A 21,080-nucleotide genomic window follows, 5' to 3' on the forward strand; every position below is an offset into this window, starting at 1 on the left:
TTTATGGATATTCTGCTGGCGATCCCTTCGATGCTGCTGGCCATCGCCATCGTGGCCGCGCTGGGGACCAGTCTCACGAACGTTCTGATCGCCATCGGCGTGGCTTACGTCCCCGTTTTCGCGAGAACGGTGCGGGCTTCCGTGCTGATGGTGAAGGAACAGGAATTCATCGAGGCGGCGCGGAGCATCGGCTGCAACGACTTCACGATCATCTTTCAGTACATCGTGCCCAATTCTCTGGCGCCGACGATCGTCCAGGTGACGTTGGGGATCGCCGGGGCGATTCTCTCTATCGCCGGGCTTTCCTTCCTCGGTCTGGGGATCCAGCCGCCCACGCCGGAATGGGGGGCGATGCTTTCCAACGCGAGGACGTACATCCGGGACGCATGGCACATCACGATCATTCCCGGGATGGGCATCATGCTGACGATCCTCGCCCTCAACCTTATGGGCGACGGGCTGCGTGACGCGCTTGACCCCAGACTGAAAAACTAGAAGAAGCTTTTGAGGAAAGGCGGGGAAGACATGCCGGGCAGTTTGCTGGAAGTGAAAAATCTGCGCATTCATTATTCAACGGACGAGGGCGTCGTGCGAGCGTTGAACGGAGCTTCCATCACGATCGAAGAGGGGAAAACGCTGGGGCTGGTCGGCGAAACGGGAGCGGGGAAAAGCACGCTGGCGCGGGGAATTCTGCGTCTGGTTCCCGATCCGCCCGGAAAAATCATCGACGGCGAGATTCTGTTCGAAGGAAGGGATCTTCTCGCTCTTTCCGAAGAGGAAATGATGAAGGTTCGCGGCAGAGACATCTCGATGATCTTTCAGGACCCGATGACGTCGCTGAACCCCGTTCTGACGGTCGGCGACCAGATTCTCGAAGTGATCGAAACGCACCATCGCGAGATGGCGCGCGAAGAGGCGAAGAAAAAGGCCGAAGAGATGCTGGAAATGGTCGGCATCGCCAGGGGGCGGTACGGCGATTATCCGCACCAGTTTTCCGGCGGCATGAAGCAGCGCGTGGTTATCGCCATCGCGCTGGCGTGCCGGCCGAAGCTGCTGATCGCCGACGAGCCGACAACGGCGCTTGACGTCACGATCCAGGCGCAGATTCTCGACATGATCAATCAACTCAAAAGGCGGGACAACACTTCGATGCTGCTCATTACCCACGATCTGGGCGTGGTGGCCCAGAACTGCGACGAGGTCGCCATCGTCTACGCGGGCGAGATCGTTGAAGTGGGAAATATAAAGGACGTGTACCGCAAAAAGCTTCATCCGTATACGAACGGGCTTTTCGGTTCGGTCCCTTCGCTCTCTTCGACGGAAAGGCGGCTCCGCGCGATCGACGGCATGATGCCGGATCCCACGAGGCTCCCCGGCGGCTGCAAGTTTTACGAAAGATGTCCCCGCGCCGCTGAAAGGTGCCGCCGCGGACTTCCCGAGCTGGTCGAGTACGGGCCGGGGCATAAAGTCCGCTGCTTCGAATATTGCGGGAAGGGAGGGACGGGGCTTGGCGGAGACGAATGAGATTTTGCGGGTCGAGCATCTCAAAAAATATTTTGACACACCTGCGGGAACGCTCCACGCGGTAGATGACATCACGTTCTCTCTCAACCGGGGCAAGACGCTAGGCGTGGTCGGCGAATCCGGCTGCGGCAAGTCGACGATGGGGCGGGCGATCCTGAGGCTGCACGAGCCGACGTCCGGCTCCGTCCGTTTCGAGGGGGAGGATATCCTCGCTTACGGCAAAAAACGGCTGAAAGCTCTCAGAAAAGACATGCAGATCATCTTTCAGGATCCGTTCGCTTCCCTCAACCCGCGCATGACCGTCGCGGAAGCGATCGCCGCGCCGCTTGTCGTGCAGAATGTCTACAGCCGCAGGGACAAAAAAGGCCTTCGCAAAAAGGTCGCCGAGTTCATGGATCTCGTCGGCTTGGCTCCGAGGCTGGTCAACACGTATCCGCACGAGCTGGACGGCGGGCGGCGGCAGCGAATCGGCATCGCGCGGGCGCTGGCGCTGAATCCCAAGTTCGTCGTCTGCGACGAGCCGGTGTCCGCGCTGGACGTTTCCATCCAGGCTCAGATTTTGAACCTCATGCAGGATCTGCAGGACCGGCTGGGGCTGACGTACCTGTTCATCACCCACGATCTTTCCGTGGTGAAGTTTTTTTCCGACGACATTATCGTGATGTATCTGGGGCAGATGGTGGAAAAGGCGCCTTCCGACCTGCTTTTCAAAAATCCGTTGCATCCTTATACGAAAGCGCTGCTTTCGGCGATCCCTGTCGCCGATCCCGATCTGCCCATGCAGAGGATTGCCTTGTCGGGAGAGATTTCTTCGCCTGTCAATCCGCCGAAGGGCTGCCGCTTCGCCAAACGCTGTCCGTATGCCGAAGCCGCTTGTACGTCTGGAGATCTGACGCTGGCGGAAGTCGAAGCGAATCATTTCGTTAGCTGCGTTAAAGTTGAGTAACATTTTCATTCAGGTTAAAGGCCGTATCGGCTTTTAATAAAGCCGTCAGCCATAAGGTCCGGCTTAAAAATGAAAGGGGACGAAAAGAATGAAGAACTTCAGCGGGAAACTTTTGGTTATCGCTCTTGGAGCGGTATTGGCCACGGCTTCGGTGTTCTGCGCCGGCGCAGCGGCGGACGGAGCGGGGTACAAGGATACGATCGTTTGGGGACAGGGCGCCGACGTGACGTCCTTCGATCCGCACCAAGGCAAGGAAACACCTGCGGTCACGGTCACCTGTCAGATTTTCGATACGCTGACGGCCGTCGATCCCGCAACCGGCGAAGTGAAGCCGCAGATCGCGGAAAGCTGGGAACAGCTTGACGATACGACCTACGTCTTCCACATCAGGAAAGGGATCAAGTTCCACAACGGAAGCGAACTGACGGCCGCCGACGTCAAGTTCTCGCTCGACCGCGCCATCGCTTCCGCTTCCGTCTCTTACATCGTCGACTTCATCAAGGAAGTGAACGTGAAGGACGACTTTACGGTGCAAGTGGTCCTGCGCGCGCCGTACGCTCCCGCCCTGAGGAACCTTGCCGTTCCTTTCGCCGCGATCGTCTGCAAGGATGTCGTGGAGAAGGACGAGGAAGCTTTCAAGTTGCATCCCATCGGTTCCGGGCCGTACAAGTTCGTCGAGTGGAAACCTGGCGATACGGTCAAGCTCGACGCCTTCGACGATTACATGGACGGCAGGCCGGCGACGCCTCACCTTGTCATGAAAGTCGTTCCCGAGACGTCTCAGCGCTTGATCGCGCTCGAGACCGGCGATCTTGACATCTCCTACGATCTCGGCGTGAACGACGTCAAGAGAGGGCGCGACAACAAAGACCTTGTTATTTTGGAGGCCCCCAGCCTTTCCTGCTGGTACATCTCGATGAACATGAACAAGAAGCCTTTTGACGACCCGCGGGTGAGAGAAGCCGTTAATTATGCCATCGACCGTCAGCTCATCGTCGACACGATCATGTCCGGCAACGGGCAGGCCGCCGACGCCATCATCGCGCCGTCGGTCTTCGGATATTACCCTTCGGGCGTCTATGAATACAATCCGGAAAAGGCCAAGGCGCTCCTCAAGGACGCGGGATATGAAAACGGCTTCAAGACCACGCTCTGGGTCAACGACAACCAGTCCAGGATCGAGATCTGTCAGGCGGTCCAGGCCATGCTTTTGGATATCGGCATCGACTGCTCTGTCGAGGTCATGGAGTTCGGTTCGTTCATCCAGAAGACTACGGCTGGGGAACACGACATGGGCTTCTTCGGCTGGACGACCTCTACCCGCGACGCCGATTACACCTATTACTCACTTGAACATTCCAGCAAGCAGGGCGCTTCCGGCAACCGTTCGTTCGTCCACGATCCCGAGGTGGACAGGCTGGTCGAAAGCGGCAGAAGCATTTCCGATCCCGAGCAGAGGAGGACTATTTACAAAGACCTCGCGCTGCTGCTGAAAAAGATCAACAACAACGCGCCGATCTATTACTCCACCATCAACGTGGGCGCGCGGAAGGGAGTCGAAGGTTTCGTGATCGACCCGGTAGGTTATCACGAACTTAACGCCGTAAGAATTGCTCGATAAGATCGGACGATAACCGGGCGCAGCGTGTTTTGACGGGCCTGAAGGGCGTTCCGTTGCACGCTGCGCGCGCGGTTTTGCATATTGCGAGTGCGTCCCGTCTCCGGCGGAAGAGCGGGGAGACGGGACGCGATTTTGGAGAAAGGAAGCGTCTGCATGAGATTGGAACATATCGCCTGGCCCCGGGCGGAAAAATACTTTAAAGAGAACGACACCGTCCTCATCGCCGTGGGAAGCTGCGAATGCCACGGTCGGCACCTGCCCCTCGGCACGGACACGATCATTCCCAACAGGATCCTGGAGCTGATCGAGGAAAAAAGCGGCGTGTTGATCGCCCCGACGATCCCCTACGGTTCCACCAGATCCCTGGCGTGCTATCCCGGCACCATCGACATCGGCGACGAACTGCTGTGCGGTTTGCTGGCGGCGGTGATGGACAATTTTTACCGTCACGGAGCGAGACGGTTCGTGATCCTGAACGGACACGGCGGCAACATCAAGCCAATCGAAAACGTCGGTTTCGATTTCGAGAAGAGAGGCTGCCTCGTTGCGTTGCTCAACTGGTGGCTGATGGCGTGGGACATGAATCCCGCGTGGAAAGGCGGGCACGGCGGCGGCGAAGAGACGGCCGGCGTGATGGGCGTGGATCCTGATCTTGTAGATTGCAGCGAGATCGGCGGCCCGCTGGAATACATTCATCTTTCCGATCAATTCGAGACGACGGGCTTCCGGTCCGTCAAGTACAAAGGCGTCAATATCGAGATCCTCAGGCCCGTCGATCATGTGACCCCGAGCGGCGGCTGGATCGGCCCCGACCATCCTTCGACCGCGACCGGGGAATGGGGCCGGGAAATGCTCCAAACCTGCGCCGATTACATCGTTGATTTCATGGAAGAGTTCAAAAAGCTTCCCCTTCCGGAAAAATAGGATTTTGTCGGGAAGCCGGCGAGACGGCCGGCGCTCTTCACAAAAAAAACGGAAGGCGCCCCTTCGGCAGAAGGGCGCCTTCCGCGGCGTGCGGACGTGACAATAACCGAGAATAGAGGAAATCATCATGAGACTGGAAAACATCACATGGCCCCGGGCCGAGCGCTATTTGAAAGAGGACGGTACGGTCATCATCGGCATCGGCAGCATCGAAAGCCATGGCCGGCACATGCCGCTGGGGACGGATACGCTGATCCCCGACAAACTCCTTGCCATGATCGAGGAAAAGACGGACGTGCTGATCGCGCCGACCATTCCCTACGGCGCGACGCAGTCCCTGAACGAGTACCCCGGTACGGTGGACATCGACAACGACGTCCTTTACAGGTACCTTCTCTGCGTCATGGAGAGCCTGCGCCGCCACGGCGCCGGAAAGTTCCTGATCCTGAACGGCCACGGCGGCAACGTGAAACCCATTGAAAGAGCTGCCCTTGACATGGACAAGAAAGGCTGCCTCACGGCGGTGCTGAACTGGTGGCTGATGGCGTGGGACATGGAACCCGCCTGGAAGGGCGGCCACGGCGGCGGCGAAGAGACGGCCGCGATTTTGGGCATCAACCCGGCCCTGGTCGATCGGAGCGAGATCGGCCCGGCGCTGAAACTTAACGACATCTCCGGCGCAATCAAAGCGACGGGATTTTACAGCGTCAGCTACAAGGGAGTGAGCTTCAACGTCCCCCGCCAGATCAGCAAGATCACCGACAGCGGCTGGATCGGCCCCGATCATCCCGGTACGGCCACGGAAGAATGGGGAAAGAAAATGCTGGCGGCCTGCGCCGATTACATCGCGGACCTAGCGGAGGAATTCAGAAAAGTCAAGGTGTGATCCCCGCGCCGACGCGGCCTGACTTTAATAACGAAGGAAGTGGCGAGCATGAAACGAGCGAACGGCCTGTTCCCGCTGGAAGCGACCGTCGAAGAGGAGAACGGGCTTCTCGAAAGCCTGTGTCCCGAAGGAGGCCTGGCGTATCTCCTGTCCGGCCGGTGCGGGATCTATCACTGCCTGCTGGACATCGCGCGGTACGATAAAAAACGGGTGGCGTACCTTCCTTTATATACCTGCGAGACCGTCGTGGCCCCCTTTGTCAAAGCTGGCTTTGCGCTGAAATTTTATCCGCTTGACCGGAACATGCGCCCCCTATTTTCCGAAGACGCGCTGGACGGCGTCAGCCTCGTTTCCGTTTGCGGCTATTACGGATTTTCCACCTTCGACAGGGATTTTGTGAGAAAGTGCAAGGCGCGCGGCCTCACCGTCATGGAAGACATGACGCATTCGGTCCTGTCCGCCGACGGACTTGACGAAAACTGCGATTACGCGGCGGGGAGCCTGCGCAAGTGGATGGGCGTCGCCTGCGGCGGCTTCGCGCTCAAGAGGCGGGGGCGGTTCGCCCGCGCGCCGATGCCGCCGCACCGGGAACATCTGAAGCTGAGATACGACGCCATAGAACGGGACGACATGGGACTCTTCTGGAAAGGGGAAATGATGCTGCGGCGGATCTTCGATGATTTCGGCAGCGACGATGAGTCGGTCTATCTGATGAAACACGCCGATTTCCCATCGATTTGCAGAAAGCGGCGCGAGAACTACCGGACCCTTCTGGAAAACGTCAGGGAAAGCGAAAACCTCAAAGTCGTTTTCCCCGTTCTCGACGCCGGCGCCGTCCCCAGCCACTTCACGGTCTTCGCCGGCGAAAGGGAAAAAGTCCGGGCCGCCCTGCAGGCGCTGGACGTCAAGACTTCGGTCTATTGGCCCCGGGGGCCTTTGATCGATCTGGACGGGCAGGAGGATACCCGCTACATATACGACCACGTGCTGAGCCTGCCCTGCGACCAGCGCTTTTCCACGGAAGACATGAAATTCATCGCGGCGGCGCTGAATAGTTGCAGATAGAGGCTTTCCTGGCTTCGTCCTCCAAATTTACGCGATAGATCTTTTCCCCAACGATCAGGTAGTGCGCGTCGAGGCACAGGCAGGAATCTTTCAGATCGCCTTTCTTGAGAACCTCTAGGATGACCTTGTGGGCTTCGTAATTGTTCTTGTGGCCGACGGCGTACTTGTTGGCCGACGGCGCGTCGAAAACGTCCGCCCCCAGCTTGCGCGAATTCTTGACGGTCAAAAACATCGCGCCGTTGAGAGGGCTGAGCATCTGCCACATCTTGGTCAGGCGCGACATCCGCCCCATGTCCACGATCTGGCGGTGGAACATCTCGTCGGCGGCGATGATCGCGGTCAGCGAATCGTCCTCGCAGGCCTTTTTCATCTGCCCCAGGGCGATCTCCATTTTCAGGACGGCCTCGTCGCTGCACTTCCCGCCGCACCGTTCCAGAGCGATCTTTTCAAGGCTCCCCCTCATGAAGAAAACTTCGTAAGCGTCTTTGGGCGAAAGGGTCGTGACCGAGCACCCCTTGTTGGTCTGATACTCCACAAGTCCTTCGAACGTCAGCGTCTTCAAGGCTTCGCGCACGGGGCCGCGGCTTACGCCCATTTCCCCGGCCACGTCCAGCTCCACGATCTTGTCGTTCGGCAGCAGCTCGCCGTTGAGGATCTTGTTCCTCAGATAGATTTCGACTTTTTTCGATAAGGTGACTTTGGATTCCATTCCGGCCTCTCTTGAAATTGTCATTTTTTTTGCGGGATTGTTTGTAAGACGATCGCATTGTCATGAGTTTAGTTATTTTATGCATAATTGTCAATCGAAAAACTGTCCGAGCCTTGCCCGGATTTTCATGGAGAGGAAGCGAAGGGCGCGCGTTCGTTTTCCTCCATGACGCTCGTCGATCGGAGAAAAAAGCGGGAGCGAAAAGCTTCTTCGCGATGTTCCACGTGAAACGTTATGCCTCAAACGTAGATTTTGTAACGGTTCTATTTATATACTTCAAAATTAATATGATAAATTCCCCTAAAAACTCGCCAGCCGCAAAGAAATGGGTCGACGCGCCTCTGGCCGCGGCGCTGCTTTTTTGACGGCCCTCTACGCGGGACATGAAAAAATCGGGCGGAAGCCGGCGAAATCGTTCTCGTCGGCCTCCGCCCGATTTTTTGTTGCAAAAATTTCGCCCGAAGCCCTCTGCGGCTCGCTTCGGAGATACGAACCGGCGAGAGCAGCGTCAGCCGCGTTGATCCGCGCCGGATTTCGACGTGCCGGCGCGGCATTTTCAACGCCGCTTTCTCATTGAAAGTCAGTATCAGACGAACAGATTCCCGAACGCGTTGAAGCCGAAGCCGATCGCCATGATGCCCAGCGCGACGATGCCGGTGAAGACCGCCAGCAGCCTCGGCTTGACGGCCTGGCGCAGCATGACGAGCGACGGCAGCGACAGCGCCGTGACGGCCATCATGAACGACAGCACCGTACCCAGCCCCGCGCCCTTGGCGTAAAGCGCCTCGGCGATCGGGATCGTGCCGAAGATGTCGGCGTACATGGGGATCCCCACGACGGTTGCCGCCACGACGGCGAGCGGATTGCCGCTGCCCAGCAGACTGACGACGAACTCGCGCGGCAGCCAGTTGTGGATCAGCGCGCCGATGCCGACGCCGATGAGAATGTAGCGGAACACTTTTTTCAGCGTGAACAGCATCTGTCCCTTGGCGTAGGCGAGACGGTCGCGTACGCTCAGCTCCGGCGAGTCGAGGTCGGCGGCTCCGATCGACCTGACGAACGGTTCGACGTACTTTTCCATGCCCATACGGTCGAGCGCCGTGCCGCCGGCGACGGCCAGCGCGATGCCGACGGCCACGTAGGCGGCGGCAATGCGCGCGCCGAAGATGCTCGTCAGCAGGATCAGCGAGCCGAGATCGACGAGCGGCGACGAGATCAGGAACGAGAAGGTCACGCCCATGGGCAGTCCGGCGCTGGTGAAGCCGATGAACAACGGGATCGAAGAGCAGCTGCAAAACGGCGTTACCGTCCCCAGCAGGGCGCTGGCGGTGTTGGCCGCAAGGCCGTGCATGCGCCCGAGGATCCTTTTGGTGCGTTCGGGCGGGAAATAGCTCTGGATATAGGAAATGACGAAGATCAATATCGAGAGCAGAATGACGATCTTGGTCACGTCGAAGAAAAAGAACTGCAAACTGCCGCCCAGCCGCGTGGATGTGTCCACGCCGCAGGCCGTCAGCGCCCGGCTGGCGAGGTCGTTGAGCCAGCGCATGGCGAGAATCTGGTGCTGAATGAAATCCCACATGGGAAAAGAAACATCCTTTCATGACGTGAAGGGGCGGCGCGGAAAACGAAGCGCCGCCCCTTCATGTAAAACCGCGTTATCTGTATTTTTCCAGCAGCGCGGCGCAGGCCGCCGCGCTGGGGACGGAGCCTGCCAGAACGACCTTGCCGTCCACCGCGACCGCCGGCGTGCCGATGATGCCCATGGCCGTCATCTTTTTCAGATCGCCGACGAACTCGATCTGGGCGTCGAGCCCCAGCCGCGCTGCCGCCTTGCGCACGTTGTTCTCTGTCTCATGGCAACGGGCGCAGCCCATACCGAATATCTGGATCAGTTTCATCGAGTGTCCTCCTTGTGAAGGCCGCCGCAGCGGCATTGTCCATCCGTTCCGTCCGTTCCGGCGCGGGGCGTTCCCCCCAGCGCGCGGCGCACGCATTCCAGCGTGCCGGGCAGGCAGGTCAGTTTGAGCGAATAGTAGCTGTTGACGCCGCGCTTTTCGACGCGCAGGACGTTTTTCCTCACCATCAGCGCCAGATGCTTGCTCACCGTGGTACGGTCCAGCGCCGGAAAAAGCTCCGCGATCTTGCAGGCGCACAGCTCTCCCTGAGCGAGCGCTTCGAGAATAAGCAGCCGTGCGGGATGGGCGACGGCCTTGAACACAGCGGCGCAACTTTTCAGGTCATCTTGATTCATGAGGTTCTCCTTTCGTGACTGACGTTCACGTTTATGTGAAATAAGTGCCACGTGGCTTTCGCGCCACATATTGTAGCGTGAACTCAAAATTTTGCAAGGGACGACTCTTTACGGTTTTCCGTCCACGGACGGCCTATGGCGTCGCCGACGATTTCGTGTGACGCGGGAATAAAAACTGTCTCTGAGCAGCGCCGCGGGAAAATCTCTTTTTGCTTCAATAGTGTGAGTTGTATGACTCTAACTTACAAATCAAACAATGCCATGATTTCTTACTTTCAGCGCCTTAAAGAAAAATCTCAAGTGCGAATATTCGCACTTGTCGGTGTAGATTATTTCTAGTTTGATTACTATGATTCGCGGGGTTCTTGCTTGAAAAAAACGGACGGGTAATTTATGATTATATTGTCTTAGAGGTAATATTATTTTACGGCGATTGAAGAAACTTGCGTCGGATTGATGTATCGATGTGGATGTAAAAAAAATCGCGCGCACGAGAGGAGAATTTTATGGACGTTGTCAGGGCCCGCCTGGTTCGCTCGCCGATGTGCAATCCGTGGAGAAATCTCGCCTGGGAAGAATATCTGACGAAAAACTGCGCGGACGACGAAGCGATCTTTTATCTCTGGCAGAACGCCCATACCGTGGTGATCGGGCGCAATCAGAACGCCTGGGCCGAGTGCCGCGTCGAACTGATGGAGAAGGAAGGCGTGACGCTGGCCCGCCGTTCGACGGGCGGCGGCGCGGTCTATCACGACCTGGGCAATCTGAACTTCTCCTTCGTCGTGCCGCGCGGGCATTACGACATGACGCGGCAGCTCAACGTGATCCTGTCGGCGCTGCGGGCGCTGGGCGTGAACGCGGAGTTCACCGGGCGCAACGACCTGACCGTGGACGGCCGCAAATTTTCCGGCAATGCCTATCAGCTGACGAGGCGCGTCGGGCTGCATCACGGCACGCTGCTGGTCGATTCCAACATGTCGGTGCTGCCGCGCTACCTCAACGTCGATCCCGAAAAGCTCAAGAGCAAGGGCGTCAAATCGGTGGCGTCCCGCGTCGTCAATCTGAAGGAAGCGGCCCCGTCGCTGACGGTGGAGAAGATGTACGCGCCGCTGGAAGAAGCCTTTCTGGCGGAGTACGGCGGCGATCGCGTGACGCGCGAAAACTCGCTGCCGGACGACGACCTGTACCGCGAACTGTACGCCCGTTACGGCAGTCGCGAGTGGCTGCTGGGGCGCTCGCCGCAGTGCGAGGCCGCGCTGCGCCGCCGTTTCGCCTGGGGCGGCGTGCAGCTGTGCTTCGACATCGAAGACGCCGCGGTGAAGGATCTGCGCGTCTTTTCCGACGCCATGGACGGCGAACTGATCCAGGCGGCGGAACGCTGCCTGGACGGACAGGCTTTCGACTGGAACGTTTTGGCGGAAGCGCTGGAACGCGCGTTCCCGCAGCAGGCGGAAATGGGCGATCTGGCTGCGTGGTTCCGCGAGCATCCGGCGCTGCAGGCATAACGGCGCGGATTTCGGCGTATTTCAGTCCGCCCCTTGCGGACGGACGCGTTTTTTGTAAAAACAGGCATCCTTGTGGGTGCCGGGGATTGGCGGCGCTGCCGCGCAGGCGGCGCCTTTTGAGAAAGCAGGAGGTCAAAAGATGAAGAGAACCCCGATGTACGAGTGCCACGTGGCCGCCGGCGGCCGCATGGTCGATTTCGGCGGCTGGGAGCTGCCGGTGCAGTACGAAGCGACGGGCATCAAGACCGAGCACCTGAACGTGCGTTCCAAGGCCGGTCTGTTCGACGTTTCCCACATGGGCGAAGTGACGGTGGTCGGCCCCAGGGCCGAAGCCTGGATCTCCGGCCTCGTCACCAACGACGTGACGGAGATGCACGACGGACAGGTGCAGTACAACATCATGTGCACCCCCACGGGCGGCGTCGTCGACGACCTGCTGGTCTACCGCTACACCAGGGAGCGCTATCTGCTCGTCATCAACGCGGCGAACGTGGAGAAGGACTGGGCCTGGTTCAACGACCACCTGACCGACGGCGTGAAGATCGAGAACATCTCCATGCAGACGGCCGAAGTGGCGCTGCAGGGCCCCAACGCCGAGGCGATCCTCAGGAAGATTGTCGATTTCGATCCCGCGGCGCTGGAGTTCTTCCACTTCAAGGATCCCGTCGACGTGGGGGGCATCAAGGCCATCGTCAGCCGCACCGGCTACACCGGCGAGGACGGCTTCGAGATCTACGTGGACTGGAGCAAGGGCGCCGAGCTGTGGAACATCGTCATGGAGGCCGGCAAGGACCTCGGCCTGATGCCGATCGGCCTGGGCGCGCGCGACAGCCTTCGCTTCGAGGCCGGGCTGCCGCTGTGCGGGCAGGAATTCACCGACACGCTCGGACCGCTGGAAGCCGGATTCGGCTTCTTCGTCAAGGTCGACAAGGCGGGCGGCTTCATCGGCCAGCCGGTGCTCAAGCAGCAGAAGGCCGACGGCCTGAAGCGCAAGATCGTGGCCGCGAAGCTGATCGACAAGGGCGTGCCGCGCCACGAGATGGAAGTAGCCGACAAGGACGGCAATGTCATCGGCGTGGTCACCACGGGCGGCTACGGCCCCTCGCTGGACGCCAACCTGGCCAACTGCCTTGTGAACGTGCCCGCGCCGGCTGTGGGCGAGAACCTGTGGATCGTGATCCGCGGCAAGGCCAAGAAGGCCGAAGTGGTGAAGAAGCCCTTCTACAAGAAGAGCTACAAGAAGTAACGCGGCGTTCGCGCTGAAAACGCATCGAGCGAATCAACAAAAATTTTTGAGGAGGATACTGACAATGACGACCAAAGTTCTGCCTGAGCTGAAGTACACCAAGGACCACGAGTGGATCAAGATCGACGCCGACGGCTTCGGCCTGATGGGCATTACCGACCACGCGCAGCACGCCATGGGCGACCTCGTTTACATCGAGCTGCCCGACGTCGACCGCGAAGTGAAGGCTCACGAAGCCACCGTGATCGCCGAGTCCGTCAAGGGCGCCAACGACGTGTTCGCCCCCGTGTCCGGCACGGTGGTGGAGGTCAACTCCGAGCTTGAGGACGCTCCCGAAAAAGTCAACGCCGATCCGTACGGCAGCTGGATGGTCAAGCTGAAGCCCGCCGACCTGAAGGAAATGGATAACCTGCTCGACGCCGCCGCCTATCAGGCGCTGGTGGAGAAGGAAGAAGCGGAGGCGTAGTTCCGCTACGGGAAGTCTCGTCCGGAGACAGGGCTGTCGCTTTCCGGACGAGATTTCCCGCCGGAAGACCGTGATTTTTGAGCCGATCAATGGAGGTGTTCAACTTTATGAGTCAATATATCCCCAACACCGAGGCTGATCGCCGCGCGATGCTCGACGTCATCGGCGTCGCGTCGATCGACGAACTGTTCTCGGATATTCCCGCTCAGGTCCGCCTGGCCAAGGCGCTCGACCTGCCCGAGGCGCTTTCCGAGCCTGAATTGGCGTGCCATCTGCGCGCGCTGTCGGGAAAGAACAAGAACCTTGACGAGCTGACCTGCTTCCTGGGCGCCGGCTCCTACGACCATTTCATCCCCGCCGCCGTCGATACGATCGTTTCGCGCGGCGAGTTCACCACCAGCTACACGCCCTACCAGCCGGAAGCGGCTCAGGGCACGCTGCAGGCCATCTTCGAGTACCAGACCATGGTCTGCGAGCTGACCGGCATGGAAGTCTCCAACGCTTCGATGTACGACGGCGCCACCGCCGCCGCCGAAGCGATGGTGATCGCGGCCGCCGAAACGCGCCGTTCGCGCCTGCTCGTATCGTGCAGCGTCAATCCTGAAACGGTCCGCGTGCTCGGCACCTACTGCTGGAGCCGCGGCTATGAACTGACCGTCCTGCCCTGCAAGAATGGTCAGCTTGATCGCGAAGCCCTAAACGCCGAACTGTCCAAGGGCGACGTGGCGGCGTTGCTGTTGCAGACGCCCAGCTTCTTCGGCGTCGTCGAGGATCTGACCGGTCTGGCCGACGAGCTGCACGCCGCCAAGGCGCTGCTGATCGTCTCCACCGACCTGCTGGCGCTGGGCTGCCTCAAGGCTCCCGGCGAGTTCGGCGCGGACGTGGTCGTCGGCGACGGACAGAGCGTGGGCAGCAGCGTCAGCTTCGGCGGCCCCGCTTTCGGCTTTATGGCCGCCACGAAAAAACTGATGCGCAAGATGCCCGGCCGCATCGTCGGCCGGACCAAGGACGTCAAGGGGCGCAACTGCTACGTGCTCACCCTGCAGGCCCGCGAGCAGCACATCCGCCGCGAGAAGGCCACGTCGAACATCTGCTCCAATCAGAATCTGTGCATCGTCGCCGCCTCGGTCTATCTCAGTCTGATGGGGCCGCGGGGACTGCGCGAAGTGGACGAGCGGATCCTCGCCAAGACGGCCTACGCCGTGGACGCTCTGGTCAAGACCGGCAAGTTCCGTCCGGCTTTCGCCGGTGCTCCCGCGTTCCGCGAAGTCGTGCTGATCTGCGACGAACCGGTCGCCAGCCTCAACGCCCGCCTGCTCGAGGCCGGGATCCTCGGCGGCCTCGACCTCTCGAAGAGCCATCCCGAACTCGGCAACGCCTGGCTGCTGGCTGTGACCGAACAGCGCACGAAGGAAGAAATCGACCGCCTTGTGTCGATCGCCGCAGGAGGTGACCGCTAATGCTCCGCCCTGTTGAATCTCTGTTCGAAGCCAGCCGTCCCGGCCGCGTCGGTTATTCGCTGCCCAGGCTCGACGTTCCCGCCGCGCCGGCGAACGCCCTTGGCGGCATGGCCCGCGCGGAAGCTCCCCGTCTGCCGGAGATGGCGGAAGTGGATGTGGTGCGCCACTTCACGCGCCTGTCCCATCTCAACTTCTCCGTCGACGAAGGATTCTATCCGCTCGGTTCCTGCACCATGAAGTACAATCCCAAGATCAACGAAGCGGCCGCCCGTCTGCCCGGCTTCGCCCGCATCCACCCGCTGCAGCCGGAGAGCACCGTACAGGGCGCGCTCGGCCTGATCCACGACCTGTCCGCGATGCTGGCGGAGATCACCGGCATGGCGGCCGTCACGCTGCAGCCGGCCGCCGGCGCTCACGGCGAACAGACCGGCCTGATGCTGATCAAGAAGTACCACGAAGACCGCGGCGACCTCAAGCGCACCAAGATCATCGTCCCCGATTCGGCCCACGGCACCAACCCCGCTTCGGCCACCGTCACCGGCTTCGAGCCGGTGGCCGTGCCTTCCGACAAGGACGGCATGGTCGACCTGAACGAGCTGGCCAAGCTGATGGACGACACCGTGGCCGGGCTGATGCTGACCAACCCCAACACGCTGGGCATCTTCGAGAAGAACATCCTCGAACTGACCGACATGATCCACAAGGCCGGCGGCCTGTGCTACTACGACGGCGCCAACGCCAACGCCATCGTCGGTCAGGTGCGCCCCGGCGATATGGGCTTCGACGTGCTGCACCTCAACCTGCACAAGACCTTCAGCACGCCGCACGGCGGCGGCGGCCCCGGCGCGGGCGCGGTCGGCGTCAACGAGAAGCTGCTGCCCTATCTGCCCACGCCCATCGTGGTCCGCAAGGACGGCGCCTATACGTTGGAGACGAAGGCCGAGCATCCCAAGAGCATCGGCAGCGTGCGCAGCTTCTACGGCAACTTCGGCGTGCTGGTGCGCGCCTACGCGTACATCCGCAACCTCGGCGCCGCCGGGCTGAAGGAAGTTTCCGACATCGCCGTTCTGAACGCCAACTATCTGGCCGCGAAGATCGGGAAGTTCTACCCGCTCGCCGTCAACGGCTTCTGCAAGCACGAGTTCGTGGCCGACGGCAGCGAGCTCAAGCACGAGACCGGCGTGTCCACCATGGACGTCGCCAAAGGCCTGATCGACGCCGGCTATCATCCGCCCACGACCTACTTCCCGCTCATCGTCCACGAGGCGCTGATGATCGAGCCGACGGAGACCGAGTCCAAGGAAACGCTCGACGGCTTTGTCGACGCTCTGCAGAAGATCGTCGAAGAAGCCAAGGCCAAGGGCGCGGAAGAATTCCACGCCAAACCGCACAGCACCGTGATCGCGCGTCCCGACGAAACCGAAGCGGCGCGCCATCCCGTTCTGCGCTGGCAGTTCTAATACCGGAATCAGACGTCAAAACGCGAAGCGATCGCGCCGCGGGGGATTTTTCGCCACAGGCGGCTCCCCGCGGCGCGACCGCTTCGCATTTTTTTGACGAAAACAGAAGGAGAAAAAACACATGTATGATCTGATTGTCCTCGGCGGCGGCCCCGGCGGCACGCGCGCCGCGGAACTGGCGGCCCGTTGCGGCATGCAGGTCGCGCTCGTGGAAAAAGCCCACCTCGGCGGCACCTGCCTGAACCGCGGCTGCATCCCCACCAAAGCGCTCTATTCCCACGTGATCGGCGGCAAGGGGCCGCGCGAGGGGCTGTGGGCGCGCCTCGAAGGCGTGATCGACACGCTGCGCAAGGGCAACGCCCAGCTGATGAAGATGGCCGGCGTCAAAGTGCTGCGCGGGACCGGCGTCGTCACCGAATGGGAAGGAACCAAAAAAATGACCGTCACTCACGACGACGGTTCTGAGGAACAGATCGAAGGCAAGCGCCTGCTGATCGCCGTCGGCGCGCGTTCCGTGCGCCCCGAGTTCGCCGGCAACGACCTGCCGCAGGTGCTCACCGGCGACTGGGCCATCACCGACCCGCAGCTTTGGGATCCCGAACGCAACGCCGACGTGCGGACCGTGGCCGTGCTCGGCGCCGGCGTGATCGCGCTGGAAATGGGCATGATCCTGCAGGGGCTGGGGAAAAAAGTGATCCTGCTCAAGCACTCCGACCAGATCCTGCGCCGCCTCGACGGCGACGTCAAGAAAAAAGTTGCGCTGGCCGTCAAGCGCCGCAAGACCATCGTCAAAGACTACGTGCGCCTCACCGAAGCCGTACCCGACGGCGACGGACTGATCCTGCGCGGCACGTCGAAAGACGAACCGTTCGAGGAGCGCTGCGACCGCCTCATCGTCGGCTCCAGCATGACGCCGATCCTCGAAGGCTACGGTCTGGAAAACAGCGGCGTGAAGATCGAAAAAGGCTGCCTCGCCGTGGACGCGCAGATGCGCGCCTCCGTCGACGGCGTCTGGGCCATCGGCGACTGTACCGGCGGCGCCATGCTGGCGCACCTGGCCGAGTATCAGGCGCTGGCGGCCGTCAGCAGCATGACCGGCGGCGAGTACGCCGTCAACCTCGACGCCCTGCCCGCCTGCGTCTTCATTGAGCCGGAAGTCGGCACCGTCGGCCTTACCGAGGAAGAAGCCAAATCCCGCGGCATCGATTACGTGACCTCGCGCGCCTACTTCGCCGCCAACGGCATGGCGCTGGCCATGGGGGAGGGCGACGGCTTCGTCAAAGTCGTTGCGCGCAAGGCCGACGGCGTGCTGCTGGGCGTGCACATCATGGGGCCGGAAGCGGCGTCGCTGCTGGGCGAAGCGGCGCTGGCCGTGTCCAAGGGGCTGACCGCGCGCGACGTGGCCTATTCCATCCACGCGCATCCCACGTTGTGCGAGTGCTTCCGCGACGCCTGCCTGAGGATCGTCGAGGGCTAAGATGACGCCGAACGTCCCGCTGCTGTTGCTGCCGGGACTGGCCGGCGGCGCGGACTGCTGGGGCCAGCCGTTCCTCGCCGCCCTGCGGCGGGCCGGCGCGACCCCGCTGCTTTACGCGCCGCCGCGGGATTATTCGTTCGCCCGCGCCGTCGCCGCGGCCGCCGCGCAGATCGAACGGCGCGGCGCTCCCTGCGCCGTGCTGGGCTGGTCCATGGGCGCGGAAGTCGCCCTGCGTCTGGCGCTGGAACGCCCGGAGCTTGTCGCCTCGCTCGTGCTGTGCGCCGCCTGCGCCGACCAACCGGCGTCGGCGCAGCGGAACGCCGCGCTGCGCGAACTGCTCGAAGCGCCGTGGCCGCGCTGGCACAAACTGCTGATGCGGGCCGTCATGCCCCAGTTCCTGCGTGAGCGCCCCGCCGCGGCGCTGAACTTTATGCGCCTGACGGCCGCGCGCCGGACGCCGGACGACGCGCTCCTGTGGAACGCCCAGCGCGAAGCGCTGAAAGCCGCGCCCCCGCTGAACCCCGTCCTGCCGCGAATCAAACAGCCGGCGCTGGTCTGCGCCGGGGAACACGATCTCCTGTTCCCGCCGGAAGAAGTCGAAAAACTCGCCGCCGCCCTGCCGGACGCGCGCTTCCGCCTCTTCCCAGCCGGTCACGCCGTCATGTACGACTGCCCCGAAGAATTGGCCCAAACGATCGCCGCGTTCTTGGCCGCTGTGGTATGATCGATGGTATCATGAAAGCGCAAAACGCCGGAAGGAAGAGGGGACGCAAGGATGAACGACGTTGACGAAAAAAGCCTGCGCAACGCCCGCCGTCTTTATGAGAGCGGTGACGTCGATCATGTCGAGGTCGGTACCGTCGCGGGGCTGCGGCGGATCCACGAGGCCCTGTTCGGCGGGTTGTACGATTTCGCCGGGCAGATCCGCACGTGCAACATTTCCAGGGGCAATTTCCGCTTCGCCAACTGTCTTTATTTGCAAGAAGCGCTCCGCGCCATTGAAAAAATGCCCGAAAACTCTTTCGAAGAGATCGTCGCCAAGTACGTGGAGATGAACGTCGCTCACCCGTTTATGGAGGGCAACGGGCGCGCCATGCGCATCTGGCTCGATCTGATGCTCAGGAAAAAACTGCGCCGCGTCGTCGACTGGCAGAACGTCGACAAAGCCCTCTATCTTCAGGCCATGGAGCGCAGCCCCGTCAACGACTTGGAGCTGCGCTGCCTCCTTCTGCCCAACCTTACCGATCGCATCGACGACCGCGAAGTCATCTTCAAGGGCCTCGAACAGTCCTACTGGTACGAAGGGCATCGTCGTTAAAAAACGTCTCGCGCCGGACATTCGCGAATGTCCGGCGCGAGACGTTTTTTTGTTCTTTGACGACGCGGATATTACGCTACCGACGCCGGCGGCACGACGACGGGCTTGGCCTTGGAATTGTTGATGGCGTGCACGGGGCACTTGGAGGCGCAGAGGCCGCAGTTGATGCAGTTGCTCGGGTCGATGACGGCGAGAGCGCCTTTCATGGAGATGGTCTGCTTGGGACAGACTTTCACGCACATCTGGCAGCCGATGCAGCCGATCGTGCAGACTTTGCGCACGAAAGCGCCGGGCATGGGGTTGCTGCAGGCGACGTGGACCGTTTTCTTTTTGGGGACCATGGCGATGATGCCGCGCGGGCAGGCTTCGACGCAGGCTTTACAGCCCACGCACTTGTCGCGGTCGACTTTGGCGACGCCGTTTATGACGTGGATGGCGTCGAACTTGCAGGCTTTGACGCAGGTGCCGAAACCCATGCAGGCGAAAGCGCAGGAGGTGGGGCCGCGCCCCGGCACGACGGAAGCGCTCTGGCAGTCGCCGATGCCCAGATAAACGCAGTCTTTGTGTGTCTTGTCGAAGATCCCCTGGCAGCGCACGAAGGCGACTTCGGGCTCGGCGCCATCGGCGGAGACGCCCATGATCTCGGCGATTTTTTCCGCCACGGGGGCGCCGCCGACGACGCACTTGTTCAGCGCGCAGGCGCCGAGGACGCAGCCTTCGGCGTAGCCGTCGCAGCCGGGATAGCCGCAGCCGCCGCAATTGGCGCCGGGAAGCGCGGCGCGGATCTTGATCTGGCGCGGATCGACGGCGACGGCGAACTTTTTGGAAGCGAAGGCGAGCAGGCAGCCGAAGACGACGCCCAGCCCGCCCATGACGAACATGGGGTAAACGATGGCAGTCATGGCTGTCACCTACTTGACCAGGCCGCTGAAGCCCATGAAGGCGATGGACATCAGCCCGGCGGTGATGAGCGCGATCGGCAGGCCGCGCATGCAGCGGGGCATTTCCGCGTTCAGCTCGATCTTCTCGCGGATGCCGGCCATCATCACGATCGCCAGCATGTAGCCGACGGCGGTGCCGAAGGCGTTGACGACGGCGGTGAGCAGGTCGTACTTCTCGTTCATGTTGATCACGGCCACGCCGAGCACGGCGCAGTTGGTGGTGATCAGCGGCAGGAAGATGCCCAGCGACTTGTACAGCGCCGGCATTATTTTCTTCATGACGATCTCGACGAACTGCACGAGCGCGGCGATGATGAGGATGAAGGCCAGCGTGTAGAGATATTCGAGGCCGAGCGGCACGAGCAGGAAGTTGTAGGCCAGCCAGGTCATCACCGACGAGAAGGTGATCACGAACACCACGGCCAGTCCCATGCCCCTGGCCGTCTCCAGTTTGCCGGAAACGCCGAGGAACGGGCAGCAGCCGAGGAAGCGCATGAAAACGATGTTGTTGACGAAGATGGAGCTGATCAGCAGACCCAGCAGATTCATTTGCCCTCACCGTCCTTTTTCGCGGCGCAGTCCGTCTTGCGGCACGCGCCCGCCAGCGCGCAGCCGCTGCACGAACCGAGTTCGGCCCAGCCGTCGTAAGCGGGTTCGGCCAGAGGCGCGCGACTTTTCAGTTCCTTGCGGATTTTGAGCTGATGCATGACGGCCATGAGCACGCCCAGCACGATGAAGCCGCCCGGAGCGAGGATAGCCAGCAGCGCGGGCTGGTAGAAACCGGGCGCGAAAACTTGGACGCCGAAGACCGCGCCGGCGCCGATCAGCTCGCGGATGGCGCCGATGACGATGAGCGCCAGCGTGAAACCGAGCCCCATGCCCAGACCGTCGCAGGCCGAAGCGAAGACGCCGTTTTTGGAGGCGAACGCTTCGGCGCGCGCGAGAATGATGCAGTTGACGACGATCAGCGGGATGAAGATGCCCAGCGCCTTGTCCAGCGCCGGGAAATAGGCGGCGATGACCAGCTGCAGCACGGTGACGAATCCGGCGATGACGACGATGAACGAGGGGATGCGGATCTCGTCGGGGATGGCGCGCCGCAGCGCCGAGATCGCCACGTTGGAGCCGATCAGCACGGCCGTGGCGGCCAGCCCCATGCTGAGGCCGTTCATGGCGCTGGACGTGACGGCGATGGTCGGGCACATGCCGAGCACGAGGACGAAGATCGGGTTTTCGGCGAAAAGGCCGTTGATGATGGTTTTGAGAGGATTGCCCATT

22 protein-coding genes are annotated in these 21,080 nt (G+C 61.3%); 15 read left to right on the forward strand and 7 right to left on the reverse strand.

Annotation, left to right across the window (positions count from 1 at the left end; all coding sequences use genetic code 11):
* The first annotated feature begins 3 nt into the window (after window positions 1-3).
* The 7 genes from RAH42_RS02045 to RAH42_RS02075 all read left to right on the forward strand — a co-directional run bounded on the left by RAH42_RS02045 (window position 4) and on the right by RAH42_RS02075 (window position 6,966).
* Window positions 4-495: an ABC transporter permease gene (locus RAH42_RS02045; RefSeq protein WP_317539829.1), complete on the forward strand. Its 492-nt coding sequence runs from the start codon at window positions 4-6 to the stop codon at window positions 493-495.
* A gap of 30 nt (window positions 496-525) precedes the next feature.
* Window positions 526-1,524 carry an ABC transporter ATP-binding protein gene (locus tag RAH42_RS02050; RefSeq protein ID WP_317539830.1) on the forward strand — a complete coding sequence of 333 codons (999 nt, stop codon included), beginning with the start codon at window positions 526-528 and terminating at the stop codon, window positions 1,522-1,524.
* A complete protein-coding gene (locus tag RAH42_RS02055) occupies window positions 1,508-2,470 on the forward strand; it encodes an oligopeptide/dipeptide ABC transporter ATP-binding protein (protein ID WP_296426640.1) in 963 nt (320 codons plus the stop codon). Before RAH42_RS02050 ends, RAH42_RS02055 begins: the two co-directional genes overlap by 17 nt.
* Window positions 2,471-2,558: 88 nt before the next feature.
* Complete coding sequence (locus tag RAH42_RS02060; protein WP_317539831.1) at window positions 2,559-4,091, forward strand: ABC transporter substrate-binding protein; 1,533 nt, start codon at window positions 2,559-2,561, stop codon at window positions 4,089-4,091.
* Between the two features lie 153 nt (window positions 4,092-4,244).
* Window positions 4,245-5,015: a creatininase family protein gene (locus RAH42_RS02065; protein WP_296426644.1), complete on the forward strand. Its 771-nt coding sequence runs from the start codon at window positions 4,245-4,247 to the stop codon at window positions 5,013-5,015.
* 127 nt (window positions 5,016-5,142) lie between these two features.
* Entirely contained in the window at window positions 5,143-5,901 is a 759-nt protein-coding gene (locus RAH42_RS02070; RefSeq protein WP_296426645.1) for a creatininase family protein, read from the forward strand.
* Window positions 5,902-5,949: 48 nt separating this feature from the next.
* Entirely contained in the window at window positions 5,950-6,966 is a 1,017-nt protein-coding gene (locus tag RAH42_RS02075) for a DegT/DnrJ/EryC1/StrS aminotransferase (protein ID WP_317539832.1), read from the forward strand.
* Here RAH42_RS02075 and RAH42_RS02080 read toward each other — a convergent pair.
* The 4 genes from RAH42_RS02080 to RAH42_RS02095 form a co-directional block, all read right to left on the reverse strand.
* Window positions 6,935-7,675, reverse strand: a complete 741-nt coding sequence (locus RAH42_RS02080) for a GntR family transcriptional regulator (RefSeq protein ID WP_296426349.1) — start codon at window positions 7,673-7,675, stop codon at window positions 6,935-6,937. The genes RAH42_RS02075 and RAH42_RS02080 overlap by 32 nt on opposite strands.
* A gap of 586 nt (window positions 7,676-8,261) precedes the next feature.
* On the reverse strand, window positions 8,262-9,257 hold the full coding sequence (locus tag RAH42_RS02085) for a permease (RefSeq protein ID WP_317539833.1): 996 nt from the start codon (window positions 9,255-9,257) through the stop codon (window positions 8,262-8,264).
* A 76-nt stretch (window positions 9,258-9,333) separates the two neighbouring features.
* Window positions 9,334-9,576 (reverse strand): thioredoxin family protein, encoded by a 243-nt coding sequence (locus RAH42_RS02090; RefSeq protein WP_317539834.1) that lies wholly within the window; start codon window positions 9,574-9,576, stop codon window positions 9,334-9,336.
* Window positions 9,573-9,929: a metalloregulator ArsR/SmtB family transcription factor gene (locus tag RAH42_RS02095; RefSeq protein WP_296426355.1), complete on the reverse strand. Its 357-nt coding sequence runs from the start codon at window positions 9,927-9,929 to the stop codon at window positions 9,573-9,575. The genes RAH42_RS02090 and RAH42_RS02095 overlap by 4 nt, the downstream gene beginning before the upstream one ends.
* 506 nt (window positions 9,930-10,435) lie before the next feature.
* Between RAH42_RS02095 and RAH42_RS02100 the strand changes: the two genes are divergently transcribed.
* From RAH42_RS02100 to RAH42_RS02135, 8 genes are all read left to right on the forward strand, one after another.
* Window positions 10,436-11,434, forward strand: coding sequence for a lipoate--protein ligase (locus RAH42_RS02100; protein ID WP_317539835.1), 999 nt, complete (start codon window positions 10,436-10,438; stop codon window positions 11,432-11,434).
* A 139-nt stretch (window positions 11,435-11,573) separates the two neighbouring features.
* Entirely contained in the window at window positions 11,574-12,680 is a 1,107-nt protein-coding gene (gene gcvT / locus RAH42_RS02105; protein ID WP_120372343.1) for a glycine cleavage system aminomethyltransferase GcvT, read from the forward strand.
* A gap of 64 nt (window positions 12,681-12,744) precedes the next feature.
* Window positions 12,745-13,146, forward strand: a complete 402-nt coding sequence (gcvH, locus tag RAH42_RS02110; RefSeq protein ID WP_120372342.1) for a glycine cleavage system protein GcvH — start codon at window positions 12,745-12,747, stop codon at window positions 13,144-13,146.
* A gap of 107 nt (window positions 13,147-13,253) precedes the next feature.
* On the forward strand, window positions 13,254-14,606 hold the full coding sequence (gene gcvPA / locus RAH42_RS02115) for an aminomethyl-transferring glycine dehydrogenase subunit GcvPA (RefSeq protein ID WP_296426362.1): 1,353 nt from the start codon (window positions 13,254-13,256) through the stop codon (window positions 14,604-14,606).
* Window positions 14,606-16,066, forward strand: coding sequence for an aminomethyl-transferring glycine dehydrogenase subunit GcvPB (gene gcvPB / locus RAH42_RS02120; protein ID WP_120372340.1), 1,461 nt, complete (start codon window positions 14,606-14,608; stop codon window positions 16,064-16,066). The genes gcvPA and gcvPB overlap by 1 nt, the downstream gene beginning before the upstream one ends.
* Window positions 16,067-16,187: 121 nt before the next feature.
* The gene (locus tag RAH42_RS02125; RefSeq protein WP_317539836.1) at window positions 16,188-17,543 is read left to right on the forward strand and encodes an NAD(P)/FAD-dependent oxidoreductase; all 1,356 of its coding nucleotides are present in this window, start codon (window positions 16,188-16,190) and stop codon (window positions 17,541-17,543) included.
* A gap of 1 nt (window position 17,544) precedes the next feature.
* Window positions 17,545-18,267, forward strand: a complete 723-nt coding sequence (locus RAH42_RS02130; RefSeq protein ID WP_317539837.1) for an alpha/beta hydrolase — start codon at window positions 17,545-17,547, stop codon at window positions 18,265-18,267.
* Window positions 18,268-18,318: 51 nt separating this feature from the next.
* A complete protein-coding gene (locus RAH42_RS02135; RefSeq protein ID WP_296427253.1) occupies window positions 18,319-18,861 on the forward strand; it encodes a Fic family protein in 543 nt (180 codons plus the stop codon).
* A gap of 71 nt (window positions 18,862-18,932) precedes the next feature.
* On the opposite strand, the gene RAH42_RS02140 is transcribed toward RAH42_RS02135, so the two are convergent.
* The 3 genes from RAH42_RS02140 to RAH42_RS02150 are packed head-to-tail and all read right to left on the reverse strand — an operon-like array spanning window position 18,933 to window position 21,079.
* Window positions 18,933-19,763 carry an RnfABCDGE type electron transport complex subunit B gene (locus RAH42_RS02140; RefSeq protein WP_317539838.1) on the reverse strand — a complete coding sequence of 277 codons (831 nt, stop codon included), beginning with the start codon at window positions 19,761-19,763 and terminating at the stop codon, window positions 18,933-18,935.
* A 9-nt stretch (window positions 19,764-19,772) separates the two neighbouring features.
* Window positions 19,773-20,351 (reverse strand): electron transport complex subunit RsxA, encoded by a 579-nt coding sequence (gene rsxA, locus RAH42_RS02145; protein WP_120372335.1) that lies wholly within the window; start codon window positions 20,349-20,351, stop codon window positions 19,773-19,775.
* Complete coding sequence (locus RAH42_RS02150; protein ID WP_317539839.1) at window positions 20,348-21,079, reverse strand: electron transport complex subunit E; 732 nt, start codon at window positions 21,077-21,079, stop codon at window positions 20,348-20,350. The genes rsxA and RAH42_RS02150 overlap by 4 nt, the downstream gene beginning before the upstream one ends.
* Window position 21,080: the final 1 nt, after the last annotated feature.

The organism is Pyramidobacter sp. YE332, assembly GCF_033060595.1.
Classification (GTDB): Bacteria; Synergistota; Synergistia; order Synergistales; family Dethiosulfovibrionaceae; genus Pyramidobacter.